We start from the raw sequence: 18,814 nt of genomic DNA, 5'->3' as shown, positions 1-18,814 counted from the left end.
CTGACTCTTGAAAGAAAACAGATTGCTTGAGATGACTCATGAAGAAACTGGTCTTGGCAAGGTTGAAATTGCTCCAGAAGTAATTGAAGTCATTGCCGGGATAGCGGCTTCTGAAGTAGAAGGCGTGGCACAAATGCGCGGCAATTTTGCATCAGGAGTAGTTGAGCGTTTAGGGAAAAAAAATCACGGCAAAGGTGTAAAAGTTGATCTTTCAGAAGATGGCATTACAATTGATGTTTATTGTGTCATGATGTTCGGAGTTTCAATCCCTACGGTAGCCCAGCGTATTCAGGATAATACGCGACAAGCTTTATTTAACATGACAGCACTTGAAATCAACGAAATTAATATCCATGTAGTCGGAATTCAATTTGAAACAAAATCACAGGAAATTGAAATCGACCAGGAAATGTAAAGCCAGAGGAGTTCTTCCTTTGGTTTTTTTTGTTCCTTTAAAAATTATTGTTTGTGGATATCCCCGTCTTGCTCCCTGTGATAAAGACAATTTCACAGAAAAGCAAAAAGCTCCTTCCTTTTAAAATGCTTATTCCCTTTGCTAGATGTAAAAGACGACTGCGCTTTTGATCTTGAAATAGATTGAACATTTAATCAAGGACGAATATTAAATGATAATTCGAGTTTTTTATTCGTCATTTCTATAAAAATCGATTTTACCGATGTGCTTCTATCCTTAAAATATGATATTATCTTTTTATGACATTTCGACATTTTTGTACATAAAGGAGCAAGAACAAATGAAACGTAGAGAAGCTAGGGAAAAAGCCCTTCAGGCACTATTTCAGATAGATGTAAGTGATATTGATCCAAAAGAAGCGATGTCACATGCGCTTGACGGAGAAGAATTAGACGAGTTTATGACTTCAATTGTTTTAGGAACAATTGAACGCAAAGCAGAAATTGATGAACAAATTAAACCGCATTTAGTGAAATGGAAACTTGAAAGACTTGCAAATGTGGATCGGTCTATTTTGCGTCTCGCTGTATACGAAATGATGTACATTGATGAAATCCCTGTCAATGTATCTCTTGATGAAGCGATTGAACTTGCTAAAACTTTTGGAGATGATCAATCACCTAAGTTTATTAATGGTGTCCTCTCGAATATTAAACAAACGATTGAACGTTAACCAATCACTCTAGAGGAGGAACAACACAATGACAGCTTCAATTATTAGCGGAAAAGAATTAGCACAGGAAAAAAGAACCCAGCTTGCAAAAGATGTACAAGAGTTAAAAGAGCAAGGTGTTCAGCCTGGTCTTGTTGTTATCTTAGTAGGCAATCACCCGGCTTCTATTTCATATATCAAAGGAAAGCAAAAAGCATCAGAAGAAATCGGTGTTGCATTTACGCTCGAGCATTTTCCTGAATCAATGAAAGAGAAAGAGCTGCTTGATGTAATTGATAAATATAACAATGATGACAGCTGCCATGGCATCCTTGTTCAGCTTCCTCTTCCTGATCATATTAAAGAAAAAGCAGTCATTGAAAAAATTTCTCCCGATAAAGATGTAGATGGATTTCATCCTTTGAATATTGGTCAAATGATGGTTGGAGAAGATACATTTCTGCCATGTACACCAGCAGGAATTGTTGAAATGATCAAATCTGCCAATATCGAGATTTCCGGAAAACATGTAGTTGTTGTAGGACGCAGTAATATTGTAGGCAAACCTGTCGGGATTCTCTTGTTAAATGAACATGCTACAGTAACTTATTGTCATTCCCGAACGCCAAACTTAAGTGAAGTTACGAATCAGGCAGATATTTTGGTTGTAGCAGTAGGCAGAGCGAACTTCATTACAGGTGAGCATATTAAACAAGGTGCAGTGGTGATCGATGTTGGCGTCAACAGACTCGAGACTGGAAAACTGTGCGGAGATGTTGTATTTGAAGATGCGAAGCAAATAGCAAGCCACCTCACACCTGTTCCAGGGGGAGTAGGCCCAATGACGATTACAATGCTTGCACACAACGTCGTTAAATCTGCTAAAATCTCAGCAGAAAGAAAACATGCAGCAAAAGAGCTTTAAAGGAGCAGTTTAAAAATGAGTGAAATCAAGCATGTGACAGTCACGGCTTTAACAAAGTATATAAAACGAAAGTTTGATGCTGATCCTCATCTGAAAGATATCTGGATTAAAGGTGAACTTTCAAATTTTAAGATGCACAGCCGCGGACATATGTATTTCACGTTAAAAGATGAACAGGCGCGAATCGCTGCCGTTATGTTTGCAGGACAGAATTCATCCCTGAAATTCAAACCTGAGAACGGCATGAAGGTTCTCCTTCGAGGAGAAATATCTGTTTATGAACCGAGCGGAAACTACCAGCTGTATGTGAAAGAAATGCAGCCGGACGGAATTGGAAACCTTTATCTGGCATACGAGGAACTAAAAAAGAAACTCGAACAAGAAGGGCTTTTTGACCAAAAGCATAAAAAGCCGATACCTAAATACCCTGTAACAGTAGGCGTGATTACCTCGCCTACTGGCGCAGCAATCAGAGATATATTGATCACAATAAACCGCCGTTATCCAGCTGCAAAGGTGATCATTCTGCCTGCACTCGTTCAAGGGATTCATGCTGGTCCGTCTGTTGTCAAAGCGATTAAACATGCAAATGAATTAGGTTATTTGGATGTATTAATTGTAGGTCGCGGCGGAGGTTCGATTGAAGAATTATGGGCGTTCAATGAAGAAATAGTGGCAAGAGAAATTTTTCATTCTGATGTGCCGGTCATCTCAGCTGTTGGACATGAAACAGATTACACTATCGCGGATTTTGTTGCTGACTTAAGAGCGCCAACGCCAACAGCAGCAGCGGAACTTGCAGTGCCGCATTTTGCTGAACTGTTAGAAAGAACGTCAAATCGACAAACGCGCTTATTGCGTGCCATGCAGGAAAAACTTTCATCAAAAAAAGAACAATTGGCATATTATCAAAAATCATATGCTTTCAAATATCCTAAGCAGCTGTATCAGCAAAAAGAACAGCAGCTTGATGATTTAGTAGAGTCTTTGCAAAAAGAAAGCATGAGGTCCATCCAGCTGAAAAAGGACAAGTATGATCAATTGAAAAATCGATTATACCGGCTGCATCCCCGTGACCAAGTGAATCGGGAAAAAGAAAAGCATGAACGGTTAATTGCAAAAATGACTCGTGATATGTCTGTTCTTTATCGCCAAAAGCAGGCAAAATTTCAAGCCATGGCAGCAAACCTGAACGCACTAAGCCCGCTGAAAATTATGGAACGCGGATATAGCATCGCCTACCATGAAGAAGATCTTGTGAAAAGCATTTCCCAAGTGAAATCAGGCGATGAACTTCACGTTCAGATGCAAGATGGACAACTAGTGTGTCAAGTAACAGGAGTGGAGGAACGAAAAGCGCATGAGTGAGAAAAAGGAAGTTACTTTTGAACAAGCAATGGAAGAGCTGGAACAAATTGTAGAAAAGCTTGAAGAGGGTGATGTGCCTTTAGAAAAAGCAATCGCTTATTTTCAAGATGGCATGAAATTATCTAAACTTTGTCATGACAAACTGCAGGCCGTTGAAAAACAAATGGATCTTATTCTTCGCGAGGACGGGGAACTTGCACCATTTGATCTTCAGGTGGAAGAATAATGACGGCAGCTCTCGACGCTTTTCTTTCTTCACGAAAAGAACGAATAGAAGAGAAGCTGCCAGTATATATAAGTCAGCTTCAGGCACCGTCATCCATTAAAGAATCCATGATTTATTCGTTAAGTGCAGGCGGCAAAAGACTGCGTCCTATCCTGGTTTTAGCTGTGCTGCATGCATTTGGGAAAAACGAAGAAATTGGCATCCCGGCTGCTTGTGCAGTTGAAATGGTCCATACATATTCCCTCATCCACGATGATTTGCCATCTATGGATGATGATGATCTTAGAAGGGGAAAACCGACAAATCATAAAGTGTTTGGTGAAGCCCTTGCTATTCTTGCTGGTGATGGACTGCTGACACATAGTTTTGGGCTGATTGCTGAACAGCAAAGTATTTCTGCTGATGTACGCTTACAACTCATCAGCGAATTGGTTCTTGCAGCAGGTATCGAAGGGATGGTCGGCGGTCAGGTTGCAGACATGCTTGGTGAAGCGAAAAGCTTGTCCCTTGAGGATTTACAATATATTCATGAGCATAAAACAGCAAAGTTATTAGCATTCAGCATAGTTGCAGGTGCAATTCTGTCTGATGCAAAAAAGGAAGAAATAAGTCTCCTTCGTGAATTTTCCTATCATATTGGCATCGCTTTTCAAATTCAGGATGATATTTTGGATATTGAAGGGCAGCAATCGAAAATAGGAAAGCCTGTTGGATCTGATGAAACCAATCAAAAAACAACCTATCCTTCTTTATTATCACTACAAGGGGCTAAGGCAAAGCTTGAAGACCATATTTCCTCAGCGAAACACATCCTTGAAAAAATCAATATTCAGTCTGGTCTGCTTAGAGATTTATGCGACTTGATTGCTTCGAGAGATCATTAAGAAGGAAAACGTGACTTGTGGATGTCACGTTTTTTTATGTTAAACCACTAAGTAACTGTTCCACCTCACCCTTTTCAATTTTGCATGTAAAACAAGCCATAACCCTGTTATAGCACACCATCAAATTGAGGTTTTCAATATGGTATGTTATACTTACACCATATTTTATACATATCTCTTCCAAACAACACGGGATATCAGGATGACAAGAAGAATTTCATGAAATGATACAAATGTCGCCGTTACCACAGCTGTGTAGCGGCTCTTTTTCACATGAAAACAGGAAAACAATAAACGAAAAGAACTAATTAGAAATTATGACTGAAAGTGAGTGATCCATTTGGATCTGTTATCAATCAAGGACCCTTCCTTCCTAAAAAAGCTATCAAATAATGAACTCGAGCAATTGAGTGCTGAAATACGCAAATTTCTGATCGAAAAGCTATCTGTCAGCGGGGGGCACATAGGTCCGAATCTAGGTGTTGTAGAACTGACAATTGCTTTGCATAAAATTTTTGACAGCCCAAATGATAAATTTTTATGGGATGTTGGACATCAATCGTATGTTCACAAAATATTGACCGGACGTGCATGTGAATTTGATACGATCAGACAATATCAGGGACTGTGCGGATTCCCCAAACGCAATGAAAGTGAACATGATGTGTGGGAAACGGGACATAGCTCGACATCGCTGTCTGCGGCGATGGGAATGGTTATTGCGAGAGACCTGAAAGGAACGAAAGATCATATCGTTCCTATTATCGGGGATGGTGCTTTAACAGGGGGAATGGCTCTTGAAGCGCTGAATCATATCGGCCATGAACAAAAAGACATGATCATTATTTTAAATGATAATGAGATGTCAATTGCGCCAAACGTTGGTGCTCTTCATAATGTTCTTGGAAAATTAAGAACGGCCGGCAAATATCAGTGGGTAAAAGATGAATTAGAATATATCCTTAAGAAAATTCCTGCTGTTGGAGGAAAGCTTGCAGCTACAGCTGAACGTGTAAAAGACAGCCTGAAATATATGCTTGTATCCGGCATTTTCTTTGAAGAGCTTGGAATTACGTATCTTGGACCTGTAGATGGCCATAATTACGATGATCTTTTTGAAAATCTGCAGTATGCAAAGAAAACAAAAGGACCGGTTCTTTTGCATGTCATCACTAAAAAAGGCAAAGGGTATCAGCCGGCTGAAACAGATAAAATTGGCACATGGCACGGTACAGGCCCATATAAGATCGAAACTGGTGACTTTGTTAAAGGCGAAACAGCAGGACCTGCATGGAGCAGTCTTGTCAGTGAAACAGTAAGGAGAATTGCGAGAGAAGATGATCGTATCGTTGCTATTACTCCTGCTATGCCAGTGGGCTCAAAGCTTGAGGGCTTTGCAAGCGAATTTCCTGACCGCATGTTTGATGTCGGAATTGCTGAACAGCATGCTACTACTGTGGCCGCCGGACTTGCAACACAGAATATGAAACCATTTTTGGCTATTTATTCAACGTTCCTGCAGCGTGCTTATGATCAGGTCGTTCATGACATTTGCCGTCAAAACCTGAATGTCTTCATCGGAATTGACCGTTCAGGACTTGTAGGTGCTGATGGAGAAACACATCAAGGTGTCTTTGACATCGCCTTTTTAAGACATTTGCCGAATATGGTTGTGATGATGCCTAAGGATGAGAATGAGGGTCAGCATTTAGTCCAAACAGCACTGAAGTATAATGATGGGCCAATTGCGCTTCGTTATCCGCGCGGCAACGGGATCGGCGTAAAAATGGATGACGAGTTAAAAGAAATCCCAATCGGAACTTGGGAAGTTCTAAGACAAGGAACAGATGCAGTTATTCTGACATTTGGCACAACAATAGAAATGGCCCTGCAGGCAGCCGAACGTCTGGCCGGGAAAGATATTTCTGTTCGTGTTGTAAATGCCAGATTCATCAAACCGCTTGATGAAGCAATGCTCTCAGAAATTTTTGCTGAGAACTTGCCTGTGCTTACAATCGAAGAGGCTGTTCTGCAAGGCGGATTTGGAAGTGCAGTGCTTGAGTTTGCACATGATCACCGCTTTACAGATGCCGTCATTGATCGAATGGGGATTCCTGATCGTTTCATTGAACACGGCAGCGTAACGAAACTGCTGGAGGAAATTGGTTTAACAGCAGATGCTGCTGTTGATCGGATTTTAAGCATATCAAAAGCGAAAGAGAAAAGGGTTTAATGAATGAGTTCGAAAAAAGAAAGAATTGATATTCTCCTCGTTGAAAGAGGGCTGATTGAAACGAGAGAAAAAGCTAAGCGTGCGATTATGGCAGGCCTCGTCTATGCAAATGAAGAAAGAATTGAAAAGCCGGGAGAGAAAGTAGATCCTGCACTGCAGCTTACAATAAAAGGGAACATGCTTCCGTATGTGAGCCGCGGCGGCTTAAAACTTGAAAAAGCTTTAAATGAATTTGACCTTTCAGTGGATAATAAAATTCTTCTTGATATCGGGTCTTCAACAGGAGGATTTACAGATTGCGCACTGCAAAATGGGGCCAAGCTTTCCTATGCACTTGATGTTGGCTATAATCAGCTTGCGTGGAAACTCCGTCAGGATGAACGCGTAGTAGTGATGGAGCGAACAAATTTCAGATATTCCACGCCAGCTGATTTTTCCAAGGGATTGCCTGAAATTGCTTCAATTGATGTCTCGTTTATTTCACTTAAATTGATTCTTCCTGCACTTAAAAAAATTCTTGTTGCGGGGGGTAATTGTGTAGCGCTGGTTAAACCGCAATTTGAAGCTGGAAAAGAATTGGTAGGCAAAAAAGGAATTGTAAGAGAACCAAAAACGCATATCATGGTATTGGAAACAATCACTGAATTTGCACTGAAAGAGGGCTATGATTGCCTTAATTTATCGTATTCTCCAATTACGGGAGGAGATGGCAACATCGAATTCCTGCTTCACCTTGGATGGAACGGTGATGATGAACGGGGTACGCTGAAAATTCCGGAATCCATTGAAAAAGTTGTACAAAGCGCGCACCTCGAATTAAAAAGCAAAAAATCGGAACAGGAATAATAGAGCAGCTATTATTCCTGTTTGTTATGATCAAAATAAGGATATGCACGTTTGCAGATTTCCTATAAAAACGTGTACAATTTCTTTAATATCAGATAACATATTCAGTATAAATATACAGTTACAAGGGGTGCCCAATGAATAAAGGTCAGAGACACATAAAAATCCGCGAGCTGATCACTCAAAATGAAATAGAAACGCAGGATGAATTGGTGGACATGCTTAAGGATGCCGCATTTAACGTGACACAGGCCACTGTTTCAAGAGACATTAAAGAACTTCATCTCGTAAAAGTTCCGATGATTGATGGAAGATATAAATACAGTCTTCCGGCAGATCAGCGCTTTAACCCGCTGCAAAAACTAAAGCGTTCATTAATGGATGCTTTTGTTAAAATTGATTCTGCAGGACATAACATTGTCATGAAAACATTGCCTGGGAATGCGAATGCCATAGGTGCACTTATTGACAATCTTGACTGGAATGAGATATTAGGCACGATTTGCGGAGACGATACAATACTGATCATTTGCCGTACTCCGGAAGATACAGCAACCATTTCAAAACGATTTTTGGATATGCTTTAATAAAAAGGTCTGTGTTCGCATAAATTGTTTTTTTGTAATAAAATCTTTCGAGTTTATTATGAAGGTTTCAAGCTCTTTTCTATTACAATTTTTTGAACGCACAAAATCCGATTGTAAGGCAGCGATGCCTTAGAAAAGAGCCACCCAAGAATCATGAAGGAGGTATCCGGCATTTGTTAGCGGAACTTTCAATAAAAAACTTTGCTATCATTGAATCTTTAACCGTTTCCTTCGAAAAGGGACTGACGGTCTTAACTGGAGAAACTGGGGCTGGGAAATCGATTATTATAGATGCCGTCCATTTGCTTGTCGGCGGTAGAGGCTCATCTGAATTTGTTCGTTACGGCGAGAAACGTGCTGAATTAGAGGGTCTTTTTTTGCTTGACGATGAAAAACACCCTTGTATGAGCAGATGCGCAGATTTCGGCATTGATACAAGCGATGGGATGATTGTCTTAAGACGGGACATCTCAGCGTCTGGAAAAAGCATCTGCAGAATTAATGGGAAGCTTGTGACCATTGGCATTCTTAGAGAGATTGGACAAATGATCATCGACATTCATGGACAGCACGATAATCAAGAGTTAATGAATGAGGAGAATCACTGGAAGCTGCTCGATCAGTTCGGATCAGCTAAAATCAATGCTGCACTTACTTCATATCGCGAAGTTTACGATACATATGCAAAGCTTGTAAAAAAAATAAAGCAGCTTTCCGAAAATGAACAAGAAATGGCACACAGGCTTGATTTAATTCAATTCCAGCTTGATGAAATTGAAAAAGCGGATCTGAAAGTGAAAGAAGATGAGCTGCTTCAGGAAGAAAAGAGTCAAATATCTAATTTTGAAAAAATATTTGATTCTCTTCAGAATAGTTATAATGCCCTTCATGGCGAGCAAAGAGGACTTGATTATATAGGTCATTCCATGAGCCAATTAGAAGAGGTTGCAGCCATAAATGACTCACTGAAAGAAATGTCAGAAACCATTTCTAATTGCTTTTATATGCTGGAAGATCTTTCATTTCAAATTCGAAACGAACTTGATCAATTAGAATTTGATCCCCAAAGACTGAACGAAATTGAAACCAGGCTTGGTGAAATCACACATCTTAAAAGAAAGTATGGGCACGATGTAGAGGAAATACTCGAATATGCAGCGACTATTGAAGAGGAAATCGATACGATTCAAAATCGTGACAGTCATTTATGTAAAATGAAAAATGAACTGGACAGCCTCGTAAAAGATCTTTTGGTCGAAGCGAAGCATGTGACATCCATCCGGAAAAAAACGGCATTAGAACTGACAAAGCAAATACAGCGCGAGCTAAAAGAATTATATATGGAGAAAACAAAATTTGAAGTAATGTTTGATGTTCGGGAAGGAAGTAAAGATTCTCCTCAAATCGATGGTGTACCTGCCAAATTTGGAGAGAATGGCATAGATGAAATCGAGTTTTATTTATCTACGAATCCAGGCGAGCCGCTTAAGCCGCTTTCTAAAATTGCATCTGGCGGAGAGCTTTCAAGAATAATGCTGGCAATGAAAAGCATTTTTTCTAAGCATCAAGGAGTGACGTCCATTATTTTTGATGAAGTGGACACTGGTGTCAGCGGCAGAGTAGCCCAGGCGATTGCTGAAAAAATCTATAAAGTTTCAGTTGGATCCCAAGTGCTGTGCATTACACATCTGCCGCAAGTCGCCGCCATGGCAGATACTCATCTCTTTATTTCTAAAGAAACCGTTAAAGGACGGACGAAAACGAGCGTCAAACCTCTTGAAGAAGAGGAAAAAATTAAAGAGGTAGGACGGATGATTGCGGGAGTGGAAGTGACTGATTTAACGAAGCAGCACGCAAAAGAACTTCTTGCACTTGCTGATTCCGTCAAGAGCTTATGAATACTGTCATTATTGGCAGTATTTTTTTATGCTTTAAATCCTCATTATACATATAATAAGCAACATTTTCTTTTAAAATCGGTTATAAATGAACCTCCAGAAGGCAAAATTAATGAATGTAGCCAATTGTATTGGTGTGGTAGGAGCGAGGAGAGTGAAAGTGCTTGAAGTTTGATAAAATTAGAAAAATTATTGGTTTAATTCTCCTTGTTTCTTTAATGAGTTTAGGATTTGTAAAACCTGTTAAAGAATACATTCAATTGCCAAATTCTTTGACCGTTTTTGAAAATCAGCAATTATCTATGGCCACGTCTCTTCCTGCAATCATTTCTGCAGATGATTCAGAACACGTTTTCTCGCTGAAGAATGGCGATGATTCTCTGCAGATTGAAGGCAAGCAAAGCGGAGCAGGCGAAATTGTATTTGACCTCGCTGGTATTCCCATTAAAAAAGTGGACGTGAAGGTCCTTGAAGATTTTAAAATTATTCCCGGCGGTCAATCCATCGGTGTGAAATTAAATACGCTTGGAGTTCTTGTTGTTGGACATCACCAAATAAAAACGGCTGAAGGCAAAAAATCTCCGGGAGAAATCGCCGGTGTTCAGGTTGGAGATATCATTAAAAAAATTAATGGATCAACGGTTGAAAGCATGAGTGATGTAACACCTTTTATACAAGATGCAGGAAAAACAGGCAAACCGCTTGATTTAGTGATATCGCGTGAAAATAAAGAATTTGCAACAAAATTAGTACCTTTGAAAGATGAAAATGAACATGCCTATCGTATCGGCTTATATATACGAGACTCAGCAGCAGGAATTGGCACAATGACGTTTTATGATCCGAATTCAAAGAAATATGGCGCACTCGGACATGTGATTTCAGATATGGATACAAAAAAGCCAATTGTTGTCCAAGATGGACAGGTTGTAAGATCTACCGTGACGTCCATTGAAAAAGGGAGTAATGGAAACCCGGGCGAAAAGCTGGCCAGGTTTTCCAGTGACCGTCAAATTATCGGAAACATTACACGCAATAGTCCATTCGGCATTTTTGGCAAGCTGAATGATGAAATAACAAACGGGCTTTATGACAAGCCGATGCCAATTGCTTTATCTAATGAGGTAAAAGAAGGACCTGCTCATATTTTAACAGTCGTTGATCAAGACAAAGTGGAAGAATTTGATGTTGAAATTGTCAGTTCAACACCGCAGAAATTCCCGGCAATTAAGGGTATGGTTATTAAGATTACTGATCCTGTACTCTTAGCTAAATCTGGAGGCATTGTGCAGGGGATGAGCGGGAGCCCGATCATCCAAAATGGAAAAGTAATTGGAGCAGTCACTCATGTATTCGTCAATGATCCGACTTCAGGCTACGGTGTTCACATTGAGTGGATGCTAAGTGAAGCAGGCATTGATATTTATAATAAAGATGTTAAAAAAGCTAGCTGAAGCGCTTTGATCAGCTCCAACAGGCAGAAAAGGAGCTGACAGAAAAGTCCGGTTTTGACTTTACTGGCAGATCCGTTCTGACCAAGGAGTCAGGTGATGGAGCTCGACATAAATGAGATAAAAAATTATACTAATGCCTTTTCTTTTAAAATGCTGTTGAGACAACCTCTTAACAGCTATTTTTTTGGCTTTCTTTCTTATGATTTTTTAGGTAAAATAAAGAGAAAGAAGATTTTTCGACAAATTTGTTTAACTTTGGAAATGTCAAATGGCGTAAGTCGTCGAATTCGTAAGTAAATTGGAGAAAAATTTAGATATTTCATTTTTTTGGTATTTATTAAAAAAATAAGAGGAATTTTTGTTGCATTGTCGAAATTCTCATTTAGAATGATGTATAGAGACGCTAACGATAGAAGTGGGAAACGAAGACTGAGGAGGAAGCTTAAGTGAAGAAGATAAAAGTGTGTGTCGTGGATGATAATCGTGAACTTGTAGGTCTTTTAGATGAATTTATTTCAAGTCAAGAAGACATGGAAGTGCTTGGCATTGCGTATAACGGTCAAGAGTGTCTTAACATGTTGAAAGATAGAGATCCTGATGTTCTTGTTTTGGATATCATTATGCCTCATTTAGATGGTCTTGCTGTACTTGAAAAAGTGAGGGAAATGGAAAAATCAAAACAGCCCAATGTCATTATGCTGACTGCTTTCGGTCAGGAAGATGTAACGAAAAAGGCGGTTGATCTTGGAGCTTCCTATTTTATCCTTAAGCCATTTGATATGGAAAACCTGGTCAATCATATCCGTCAAGTAAGCGGTAAGGCAGCTGCACCTATTTTATCAAGATCAAACTCCACTCACAGATCCCACTCCGAAAATAAAGGCAGAAACCTTGATGCAAATATTACAAGTATTATCCATGAAATTGGAGTGCCGGCTCACATTAAAGGCTATTTATACTTAAGAGAAGCCATTTCGATGGTTTACAATGATATTGAATTGCTTGGCTCCATAACAAAGGTGTTGTATCCTGATATTGCCAAGAAATTTAACACAACAGCCAGCCGTGTGGAGCGCGCTATCCGTCATGCAATTGAAGTTGCGTGGAGCCGCGGAAATATTGAATCGATTTCTTCATTATTCGGCTATACAGTAAGCATGTCTAAAGCAAAACCAACAAATTCAGAATTTATTGCGATGGTTGCTGATAAATTAAGGCTGGAACATAAAGCTTCTTGAGAGGGTTAGAATCTTAGAAGCTATACTATAAAAAGGCTTTGTGCGCTATGGCTGCTTTGCTTATAGTTATTTCACATGAATTAAGTTCTCTGACGTGCTCTATTCCTTGAATTTGAAGATACAGGGAAATTTTAGAAGGCGTAAGAAATGTAAAAAAACCAAAATACAACAATGTTTACGAAAGAGCCTTTAAAAAAGAACCCATTTCATTTATGATTGGGTTCTTTTAGATTTGTTATTGCTCTTCATTCTTCTTTTGAATCTCTGCAAGCTTAGCCAAAAGGATATGCTGTGGCATATGCATAAGCTGCTCTATAGGCACATTTAGTTCTTTAGCAAGTTTTTGTGCAGTATCTGCTGAAATAGGCAATGGTCTCAATTGTTATTTCTCCTTTCTTTCGCAAAGTCTGTTGTAATTCATATAAAGCCTAAATGAAAGGGCCTTATACATCCTTGAAACATGACTTAGTGGATTATTATGATTCTTAGAAAAATAAAAATACCATTAAAAATGAAGCAGGTGAAAGTATGACCAAAATATTTGGACATCGGGGGGCGGCAGGTTCATTTCCAGAAAATACGATGCCTTCTTTTCTTGCAGCAATTGATGTAGGTGCAGATGGGATTGAATTAGATGTACACCTCTCACAAGACGGAATTCCTGTTGTTATTCATGATGAAACAGTTGATCGTACGACAAATGGAAAAGGGTTTGTAAAGGATCTGAATTATTCGCAGCTTCACAGCCTTGATGCGTGCTATCGGTTTCCTGCTCAATCAGGAAAGGCTTTCATTCCTTCATTGGAAGAAGTACTAATTTGGAGCTCGCCAGGCGATTTTATTGTAAATATAGAACTGAAAAATGACCTCATCCATTATGAGCAGCTTGAGGAAAGAGTGATAGAGCTGGTTTACAGGCACAGTATGCCTAGCCGCGTCATCCTTTCCTCATTCAACCATCACAGTTTGAGAAAGTGCCACTCCATTTCAAATGAAATTGAAACGGCAGCCCTTTTTAGTGAAAGGTTATTTGAACCTTGGAATTACGCTAAAACTCTTTCAGCAAGTGCCATTCACCCTATTCATTATGCTGTAGATGAAACTTCGATTCAATTATCCCAGGAAAACGGTGTTAAAGTAAGGCCATTTACAGTTAATGATGAAAAGAAAATGAAAAGTTTGTTCAAAGCAGAGTGTGCAGGATTTTTCACAGATTATCCCGAAAGAGCTGCAGCTATAAAAAAATGATAAATGAGCCCCGTTTAGATTAAACTAACGGGGTTCATTTATTTGTGGAAATGGCAGTTGGCCAAGGCGCTTATGCTTTCGTTCTTTGAAATTTTTTCTGGACTTTATTGCGCTTGCGATCGCGATAAAATACAAATCCAGCTACGAAACTTAATCCTCCTGCAAACAAAAGCAGCCCTGCTGTAAATTGAAGCCATAATGATGGAAAAGGGGACTGCAGGATGCCAAACAGCATATCACGCATTAATTTGATGCCGTAACCTGCCAGTACTCCAGGAATCACCATGATTAAAAGAGCAAATATTCGTATCATCATTTAATAATCCTTTCCCTGTATCTTATTAAATTGTCGAACGAAAAAAACAATTTGTCAAGTGAACAAAAAATGATATGATGAAAGTGTGCAATATTTTGCAAAAACAAAAATTACATAGGATACATATTGAATGTTAAGGGGCTAATACATATGCAAAAAGTCTTGCTGGTTGGCGCGGGTAAGGGCGGGACGACACTGTTAAAAATGCTGACGGAAATAAAAGCTATGGAAGTCATGGCGGTCGCAGATATTCGGTCCGATGCCCCAGGAATGCACTTGGCGCGAGAACTTGGAATTTTGACAAGTTCAGACTGGAAGCCATTATTATCTGATCAAATTGATATAGTGATTGAAGCGACAGGGGATCATGATGTGTTTGAGGAGCTTCTTAAAAAAAGAAGCAGGAATACAGTCATTATTCCTGGGTCTGTTGCTCATATCATTTCCAATTTGATTAATCAGAAAGAAGATTTAATTTCTGCTCTGAAAGATATTACGCATAAGCATGAAACAATTTTTGATTCAACGAACGATGGCATGATCGTTATTGATGAAAAGCAAAGACTAATTCTATTTAATAAAACGGCAGAAGAAATGACGGGATTGAAAAAAGGGGATGTGATCGGCCGTCTGATTAAAGAGATGATTCCTTCAAGTCAGCTGCCGAGAGTTCTGAAAACAAGAGAGGTAGAAGTAAACCAGGAGCAGGTTCTTGAAAATGGTCTTAAAATCATCACAACGAGAATACCGATTTTTGATGACTCCGGTTTGCTGCTTGGAGCCCTTTCCATCTTTAAGGACATTACGGATATCGTAAACCTGGCGGAAGAAATGACGAATCTAAAAGAAATTCAAACACTTCTTCAAGCCATCATACAATCGTCTGATGAAGCCATATCAGTTGTAGATGAAGAGGGTAGAGGGATTTTAATTAATCCTGCGTACTCCAGAATGACAGGGTTAACAGAAGAGCAGGTTTTAGGTAAACCTGCGACTGCAGATATATCTGAAGGTGAGAGCATGCATATGAAGGTGCTTGAGACCAGAAGACCAGTCAGAGGGGTCAGGATGAAGGTAGGACCCAGCAAAAAGGATGTCATTGTCAATGTCGCCCCAATTATTGTAGATGGCAAGCTGAAAGGCAGTGTCGGCATCATTCATGACATGTCAGAGATTCAAACATTAACTGCAGAATTAAATCGCGCAAGGCAAATTATTAGAACGCTTGAAGCAAAATATGCATTTGAAGATATTATCGGGGCAAGTGAAGAGATTAAACTTGCCATTGAACAGGCAAAGCTCGGGGCTAAAACGCCAGCTACAGTCCTGCTCAGAGGAGAATCAGGAACAGGCAAAGAGCTGTTTGCGCATGCTATCCACAATGCCAGCGACCGCAAGTATAACAAGTTTATCCGAGTGAATTGCGCTGCCATTTCCGAGAGCCTGCTTGAAAGTGAGCTTTTCGGCTATGAAGAGGGTGCTTTTTCTGGAGCAAAGCGGGGCGGGAAAAGAGGCTTTTTTGAAGAGGCGAATAAAGGGAGTATTTTCCTTGATGAAATAGGAGAGCTCTCAGCAAATGTTCAAGCAAAGCTGCTCCGTGTATTGCAGGAAAAAGAGATTGTCAGGGTCGGCTCGACAAAATCCATACCGATCAATGTAAGAGTAATTGCTGCAACAAATATCAATATTGAAAAGGCTATGTCCGATGGAACGTTCCGTGAGGATTTATATTATCGCTTAAATCGATATCCGATTTCAATTCCTCCTTTAAGAAACAGAAAAATCGACATTCTCTTGCTAAGCGAACATCTAATCCGAAAGTTAAATCAGGATTATGGCAGGAGCATTGAAGGAATTGAAAAGTCAGCTTTGGACAAGCTTATGAATCACAGCTGGCCTGGAAATGTAAGAGAGCTTGAAAACGTTCTGGGAAGGGCAATGATTTTCATGAATTATAATGAAACATCAATTGAATCTCATCATTTACCTGAACTTGCTTTAGACCACGATAAAAAACTTGCCGCTAATGCTTATTCTTTAGACCATACGAATAATGAAACACTTGCAGAATCGGTTGAACGGCTTGAAGAAATGATTATTAGGGAATCCTTGATTAAACATAATTACAATCGAACCAAAACGGCCCTTTCATTAGGTATTTCTCTGAGAAACCTGTATTATAAAATAGAAAAATACAATCTTGCAAAGTAATGCATGCAATAATTTGCGTGTCATGCAAATTATTGCGCGTGCTTATATTGAAGAAAGTGAAGCGTTTACATAATATCTCCTTGGCACGCTTCTTGCATATTAAAAGATGGGTGCTGTGAATACATCTTGAAGGGATTGAAAACGTGATGAACTTAGAAAGCCTGCTAGAAAAAGCAGCCCAACTAGAGAATAAAACAGTAGCTGTAGCATCAGCAGAAGATTCCGAGGTGCTTGAAGCTGTATTAGAGGCATCAGAAAGAAGGCTTGCTGAATTTATTTTGTTCGGCAATAAAGAAGAGATTGAAATCATGCTTCAGGAAAGAAATGCTGATGTAAATAAGTTTCATATTAAGCATGCAAGATCCGGGGAGCAAGCTTCAGAGTTTGCTGTAAAGGCTGTTTTTCATAATGAAGCAGATGTTTTAATGAAGGGCAATGTTCCAACAGCTGTTATCTTAAAGTCAGTATTAAATAAGGAATATGGATTGCGCACAGGCAAAATCCTTTCGCATGTTGCCGTTTTTGAAGTGCCGGGCTATGAAAGGTATACGATTGTAACCGATGCTGCAATGAATATTGCACCTGATCTGGAACAAAAAAAGCAAATTCTTGAGAATTCCGTCATGGTGGCAAGAAAGATAGGGATAGACGTTCCAAAAGTAGCTCCTCTTGCTGCAGTTGAAGTGATTAATCCTTCTATGCAGGCAACCTTAGATGCTGCAGCTCTTTCTCAAATGAATAAAAGAGGCCAGATTAAGCATTGCATCGTAGATGGACCTCTTGCACTTGATAATGCAGTTTCCTTTGAGGCTGCAGAACATAAAGGCATTAAAAGCGAGGTTGCGGGGCAAGCAGATATTCTTTTAGTACCAACCATTGAAGTTGGCAATGTTTTATATAAATCTCTCATGTATTTTGCTCAGGCAAAAGTCGGAGCCATCATTGCGGGTGCAAAAGCCCCGATTGTATTAACTAGCCGTGCAGATTCATCAGAAAGCAAATTATATTCACTTGCATTGGCGATTTGCTCAAGTTAAGTCGTAAACGTCCAGCTATTTGCATGGATCTCAAACGAAATCAATCTTAGGAGGATTTACACATGGAAATTTTCAAATATATGGAACAATATAATTATGAGCAATTGGTATTTTGTCAAGATAAACAATCTGGATTAAAAGCAATAATCGCCATTCATGATACAACTCTAGGACCTGCTTTAGGCGGAACACGAATGTGGACGTATGCTTCAGAAGCAGAAGCAATTGAGGATGCACTGCGTTTAGCTAAGGGAATGACGTATAAAAATGCTGCAGCAGGCTTAAATCTTGGCGGAGGAAAAACAGTCATCATCGGCGATCCGCGCAAGGATAAAAATGAAGAGATGTTCCGTGCATTCGGCCGTTATATTCAAGGGCTTAATGGCCGCTATATTACTGCTGAAGATGTAGGCACAACTGTAGAAGATATGGACCTGATTCACGAAGAAACAAACTATGTTACTGGAATTTCTCCAGCATTCGGTTCTTCAGGAAATCCGTCACCTGTTACAGCATTTGGTGTATACCGAGGTATGAAAGCTGCAGCTAAAGCTGCGTTTGGAACAGATTCACTAGAAGGAAAAACTGTAGCTGTACAAGGTGTTGGAAACGTAGCTTTTAACCTTTGCAGACATTTGCATGAAGAAGGAGCACACCTGATTGTAACAGATATCAATAAAGAAGCTGTCCAAAGAGCAGTTGAAGCATTTGGGGCAAAAGCAGTAGATCCTGATGAAATATACGGCGTTGACTGCGATATTTATGCACCTTGTGCACTTGGGGCTACCATCAATGACGATACAATTCCTCAAATCAAAGCGAAAGTAATTGCAGGGGCTGCAAACAACCAATTAAGAGAAACCCGCCATGGGGATACAATACATGAGATGGGAATTGCTTATGCACCTGATTATGTCATTAATGCTGGCGGAGTTATTAATGTAGCAGACGAATTATTGGGATACAATAGTGAAAGAGCGATGAAAAAAGTAGAAGGCATTTATCAAAATATCGAGCGTGTATTTGAAATTGCAAAGCGTGACGGCATTCCTACATATGTTGCTGCTGACCGTTTAGCGGAAGAGCGCATTGAAAGAATGAGAAACTCACGCAGTCAATTTCTGCAAAATGGACATCACATTTTAAGCCGCCGCTAATTGGCAATTAACTGAGAATGGATACAAGACAGCGTGTACCTGCGTTGTCTTATCTTTCT

General features: G+C 39.7%; 18 protein-coding genes. 16 read left to right on the top strand and 2 right to left on the bottom strand.

Annotated features, from left to right (window positions below):
* Window positions 1-7 precede the first annotated feature (7 nt).
* The 12 genes from CYJ36_RS08145 (at window position 8) to spo0A (ending at window position 12,786) form a co-directional block, all read left to right on the top strand.
* Complete coding sequence (locus CYJ36_RS08145; protein WP_101566664.1) at window positions 8-415, top strand: Asp23/Gls24 family envelope stress response protein; 408 nt, start codon at window positions 8-10, stop codon at window positions 413-415.
* 340 nt (window positions 416-755) lie between these two features.
* Window positions 756-1,148, top strand: a complete 393-nt coding sequence (gene nusB, locus CYJ36_RS08140; RefSeq protein WP_101566661.1) for a transcription antitermination factor NusB — start codon at window positions 756-758, stop codon at window positions 1,146-1,148.
* A 28-nt stretch (window positions 1,149-1,176) separates the two neighbouring features.
* A complete protein-coding gene (gene folD / locus CYJ36_RS08135; protein ID WP_101566659.1) occupies window positions 1,177-2,052 on the top strand; it encodes a bifunctional methylenetetrahydrofolate dehydrogenase/methenyltetrahydrofolate cyclohydrolase FolD in 876 nt (291 codons plus the stop codon).
* A 15-nt stretch (window positions 2,053-2,067) separates the two neighbouring features.
* Window positions 2,068-3,420, top strand: a complete 1,353-nt coding sequence (xseA, locus tag CYJ36_RS08130; RefSeq protein WP_101566657.1) for an exodeoxyribonuclease VII large subunit — start codon at window positions 2,068-2,070, stop codon at window positions 3,418-3,420.
* Window positions 3,413-3,646: an exodeoxyribonuclease VII small subunit gene (locus tag CYJ36_RS08125; RefSeq protein ID WP_101566655.1), complete on the top strand. Its 234-nt coding sequence runs from the start codon at window positions 3,413-3,415 to the stop codon at window positions 3,644-3,646. The genes xseA and CYJ36_RS08125 overlap by 8 nt, the downstream gene beginning before the upstream one ends.
* The gene (locus tag CYJ36_RS08120) at window positions 3,646-4,530 is read left to right on the top strand and encodes a polyprenyl synthetase family protein (protein WP_101566653.1); all 885 of its coding nucleotides are present in this window, start codon (window positions 3,646-3,648) and stop codon (window positions 4,528-4,530) included. Before CYJ36_RS08125 ends, CYJ36_RS08120 begins: the two co-directional genes overlap by 1 nt.
* Window positions 4,531-4,870: 340 nt before the next feature.
* Window positions 4,871-6,763 (top strand): 1-deoxy-D-xylulose-5-phosphate synthase, encoded by a 1,893-nt coding sequence (gene dxs / locus CYJ36_RS08115; protein WP_101566651.1) that lies wholly within the window; start codon window positions 4,871-4,873, stop codon window positions 6,761-6,763.
* A gap of 3 nt (window positions 6,764-6,766) precedes the next feature.
* Window positions 6,767-7,609, top strand: a complete 843-nt coding sequence (locus CYJ36_RS08110; RefSeq protein ID WP_101566649.1) for a TlyA family RNA methyltransferase — start codon at window positions 6,767-6,769, stop codon at window positions 7,607-7,609.
* A 137-nt stretch (window positions 7,610-7,746) separates the two neighbouring features.
* The gene (ahrC, locus tag CYJ36_RS08105) at window positions 7,747-8,196 is read left to right on the top strand and encodes a transcriptional regulator AhrC/ArgR (protein WP_101566647.1); all 450 of its coding nucleotides are present in this window, start codon (window positions 7,747-7,749) and stop codon (window positions 8,194-8,196) included.
* A 173-nt stretch (window positions 8,197-8,369) separates the two neighbouring features.
* A complete protein-coding gene (recN, locus tag CYJ36_RS08100) occupies window positions 8,370-10,094 on the top strand; it encodes a DNA repair protein RecN (protein WP_101566645.1) in 1,725 nt (574 codons plus the stop codon).
* Between the two features lie 164 nt (window positions 10,095-10,258).
* Window positions 10,259-11,548: a SpoIVB peptidase gene (gene spoIVB / locus CYJ36_RS08095; RefSeq protein ID WP_101566643.1), complete on the top strand. Its 1,290-nt coding sequence runs from the start codon at window positions 10,259-10,261 to the stop codon at window positions 11,546-11,548.
* Between the two features lie 446 nt (window positions 11,549-11,994).
* Window positions 11,995-12,786 carry a sporulation transcription factor Spo0A gene (gene spo0A / locus CYJ36_RS08085; RefSeq protein ID WP_101566639.1) on the top strand — a complete coding sequence of 264 codons (792 nt, stop codon included), beginning with the start codon at window positions 11,995-11,997 and terminating at the stop codon, window positions 12,784-12,786.
* A gap of 235 nt (window positions 12,787-13,021) precedes the next feature.
* Here spo0A and CYJ36_RS08080 read toward each other — a convergent pair whose 3' ends face one another.
* Entirely contained in the window at window positions 13,022-13,165 is a 144-nt protein-coding gene (locus tag CYJ36_RS08080; RefSeq protein ID WP_101566637.1) for a YycC family protein, read from the bottom strand.
* A gap of 149 nt (window positions 13,166-13,314) precedes the next feature.
* Here CYJ36_RS08080 and CYJ36_RS08075 point away from each other — a divergent pair, with 149 nt between their 5' ends.
* Entirely contained in the window at window positions 13,315-14,034 is a 720-nt protein-coding gene (locus CYJ36_RS08075; RefSeq protein ID WP_101566636.1) for a glycerophosphodiester phosphodiesterase, read from the top strand.
* A 70-nt stretch (window positions 14,035-14,104) separates the two neighbouring features.
* Here CYJ36_RS08075 and CYJ36_RS08070 read toward each other — a convergent pair whose 3' ends face one another.
* Window positions 14,105-14,347 (bottom strand): DUF2627 domain-containing protein, encoded by a 243-nt coding sequence (locus tag CYJ36_RS08070; RefSeq protein WP_101566634.1) that lies wholly within the window; start codon window positions 14,345-14,347, stop codon window positions 14,105-14,107.
* A 153-nt stretch (window positions 14,348-14,500) separates the two neighbouring features.
* On the opposite strand from CYJ36_RS08070, the gene CYJ36_RS08065 reads away from it, so the two are divergent.
* From CYJ36_RS08065 to bcd, 3 genes are all read left to right on the top strand, one after another.
* Window positions 14,501-16,561: a sigma 54-interacting transcriptional regulator gene (locus CYJ36_RS08065; RefSeq protein ID WP_101566632.1), complete on the top strand. Its 2,061-nt coding sequence runs from the start codon at window positions 14,501-14,503 to the stop codon at window positions 16,559-16,561.
* A 146-nt stretch (window positions 16,562-16,707) separates the two neighbouring features.
* Window positions 16,708-17,598, top strand: a complete 891-nt coding sequence (gene yqiS, locus CYJ36_RS08060) for a phosphate butyryltransferase (protein WP_101567130.1) — start codon at window positions 16,708-16,710, stop codon at window positions 17,596-17,598.
* A gap of 62 nt (window positions 17,599-17,660) precedes the next feature.
* On the top strand, window positions 17,661-18,755 hold the full coding sequence (gene bcd, locus CYJ36_RS08055; RefSeq protein ID WP_101566630.1) for a branched-chain amino acid dehydrogenase: 1,095 nt from the start codon (window positions 17,661-17,663) through the stop codon (window positions 18,753-18,755).
* Window positions 18,756-18,814 lie beyond the last annotated feature (59 nt).

It is taken from the genome of Bacillus sp. UMB0893 (assembly GCF_002858905.1).
GTDB lineage: Bacteria > Bacillota > Bacilli > Bacillales > Bacillaceae > Bacillus_P.
This window is presented reverse-complemented; position numbering and strand designations above follow the sequence as displayed.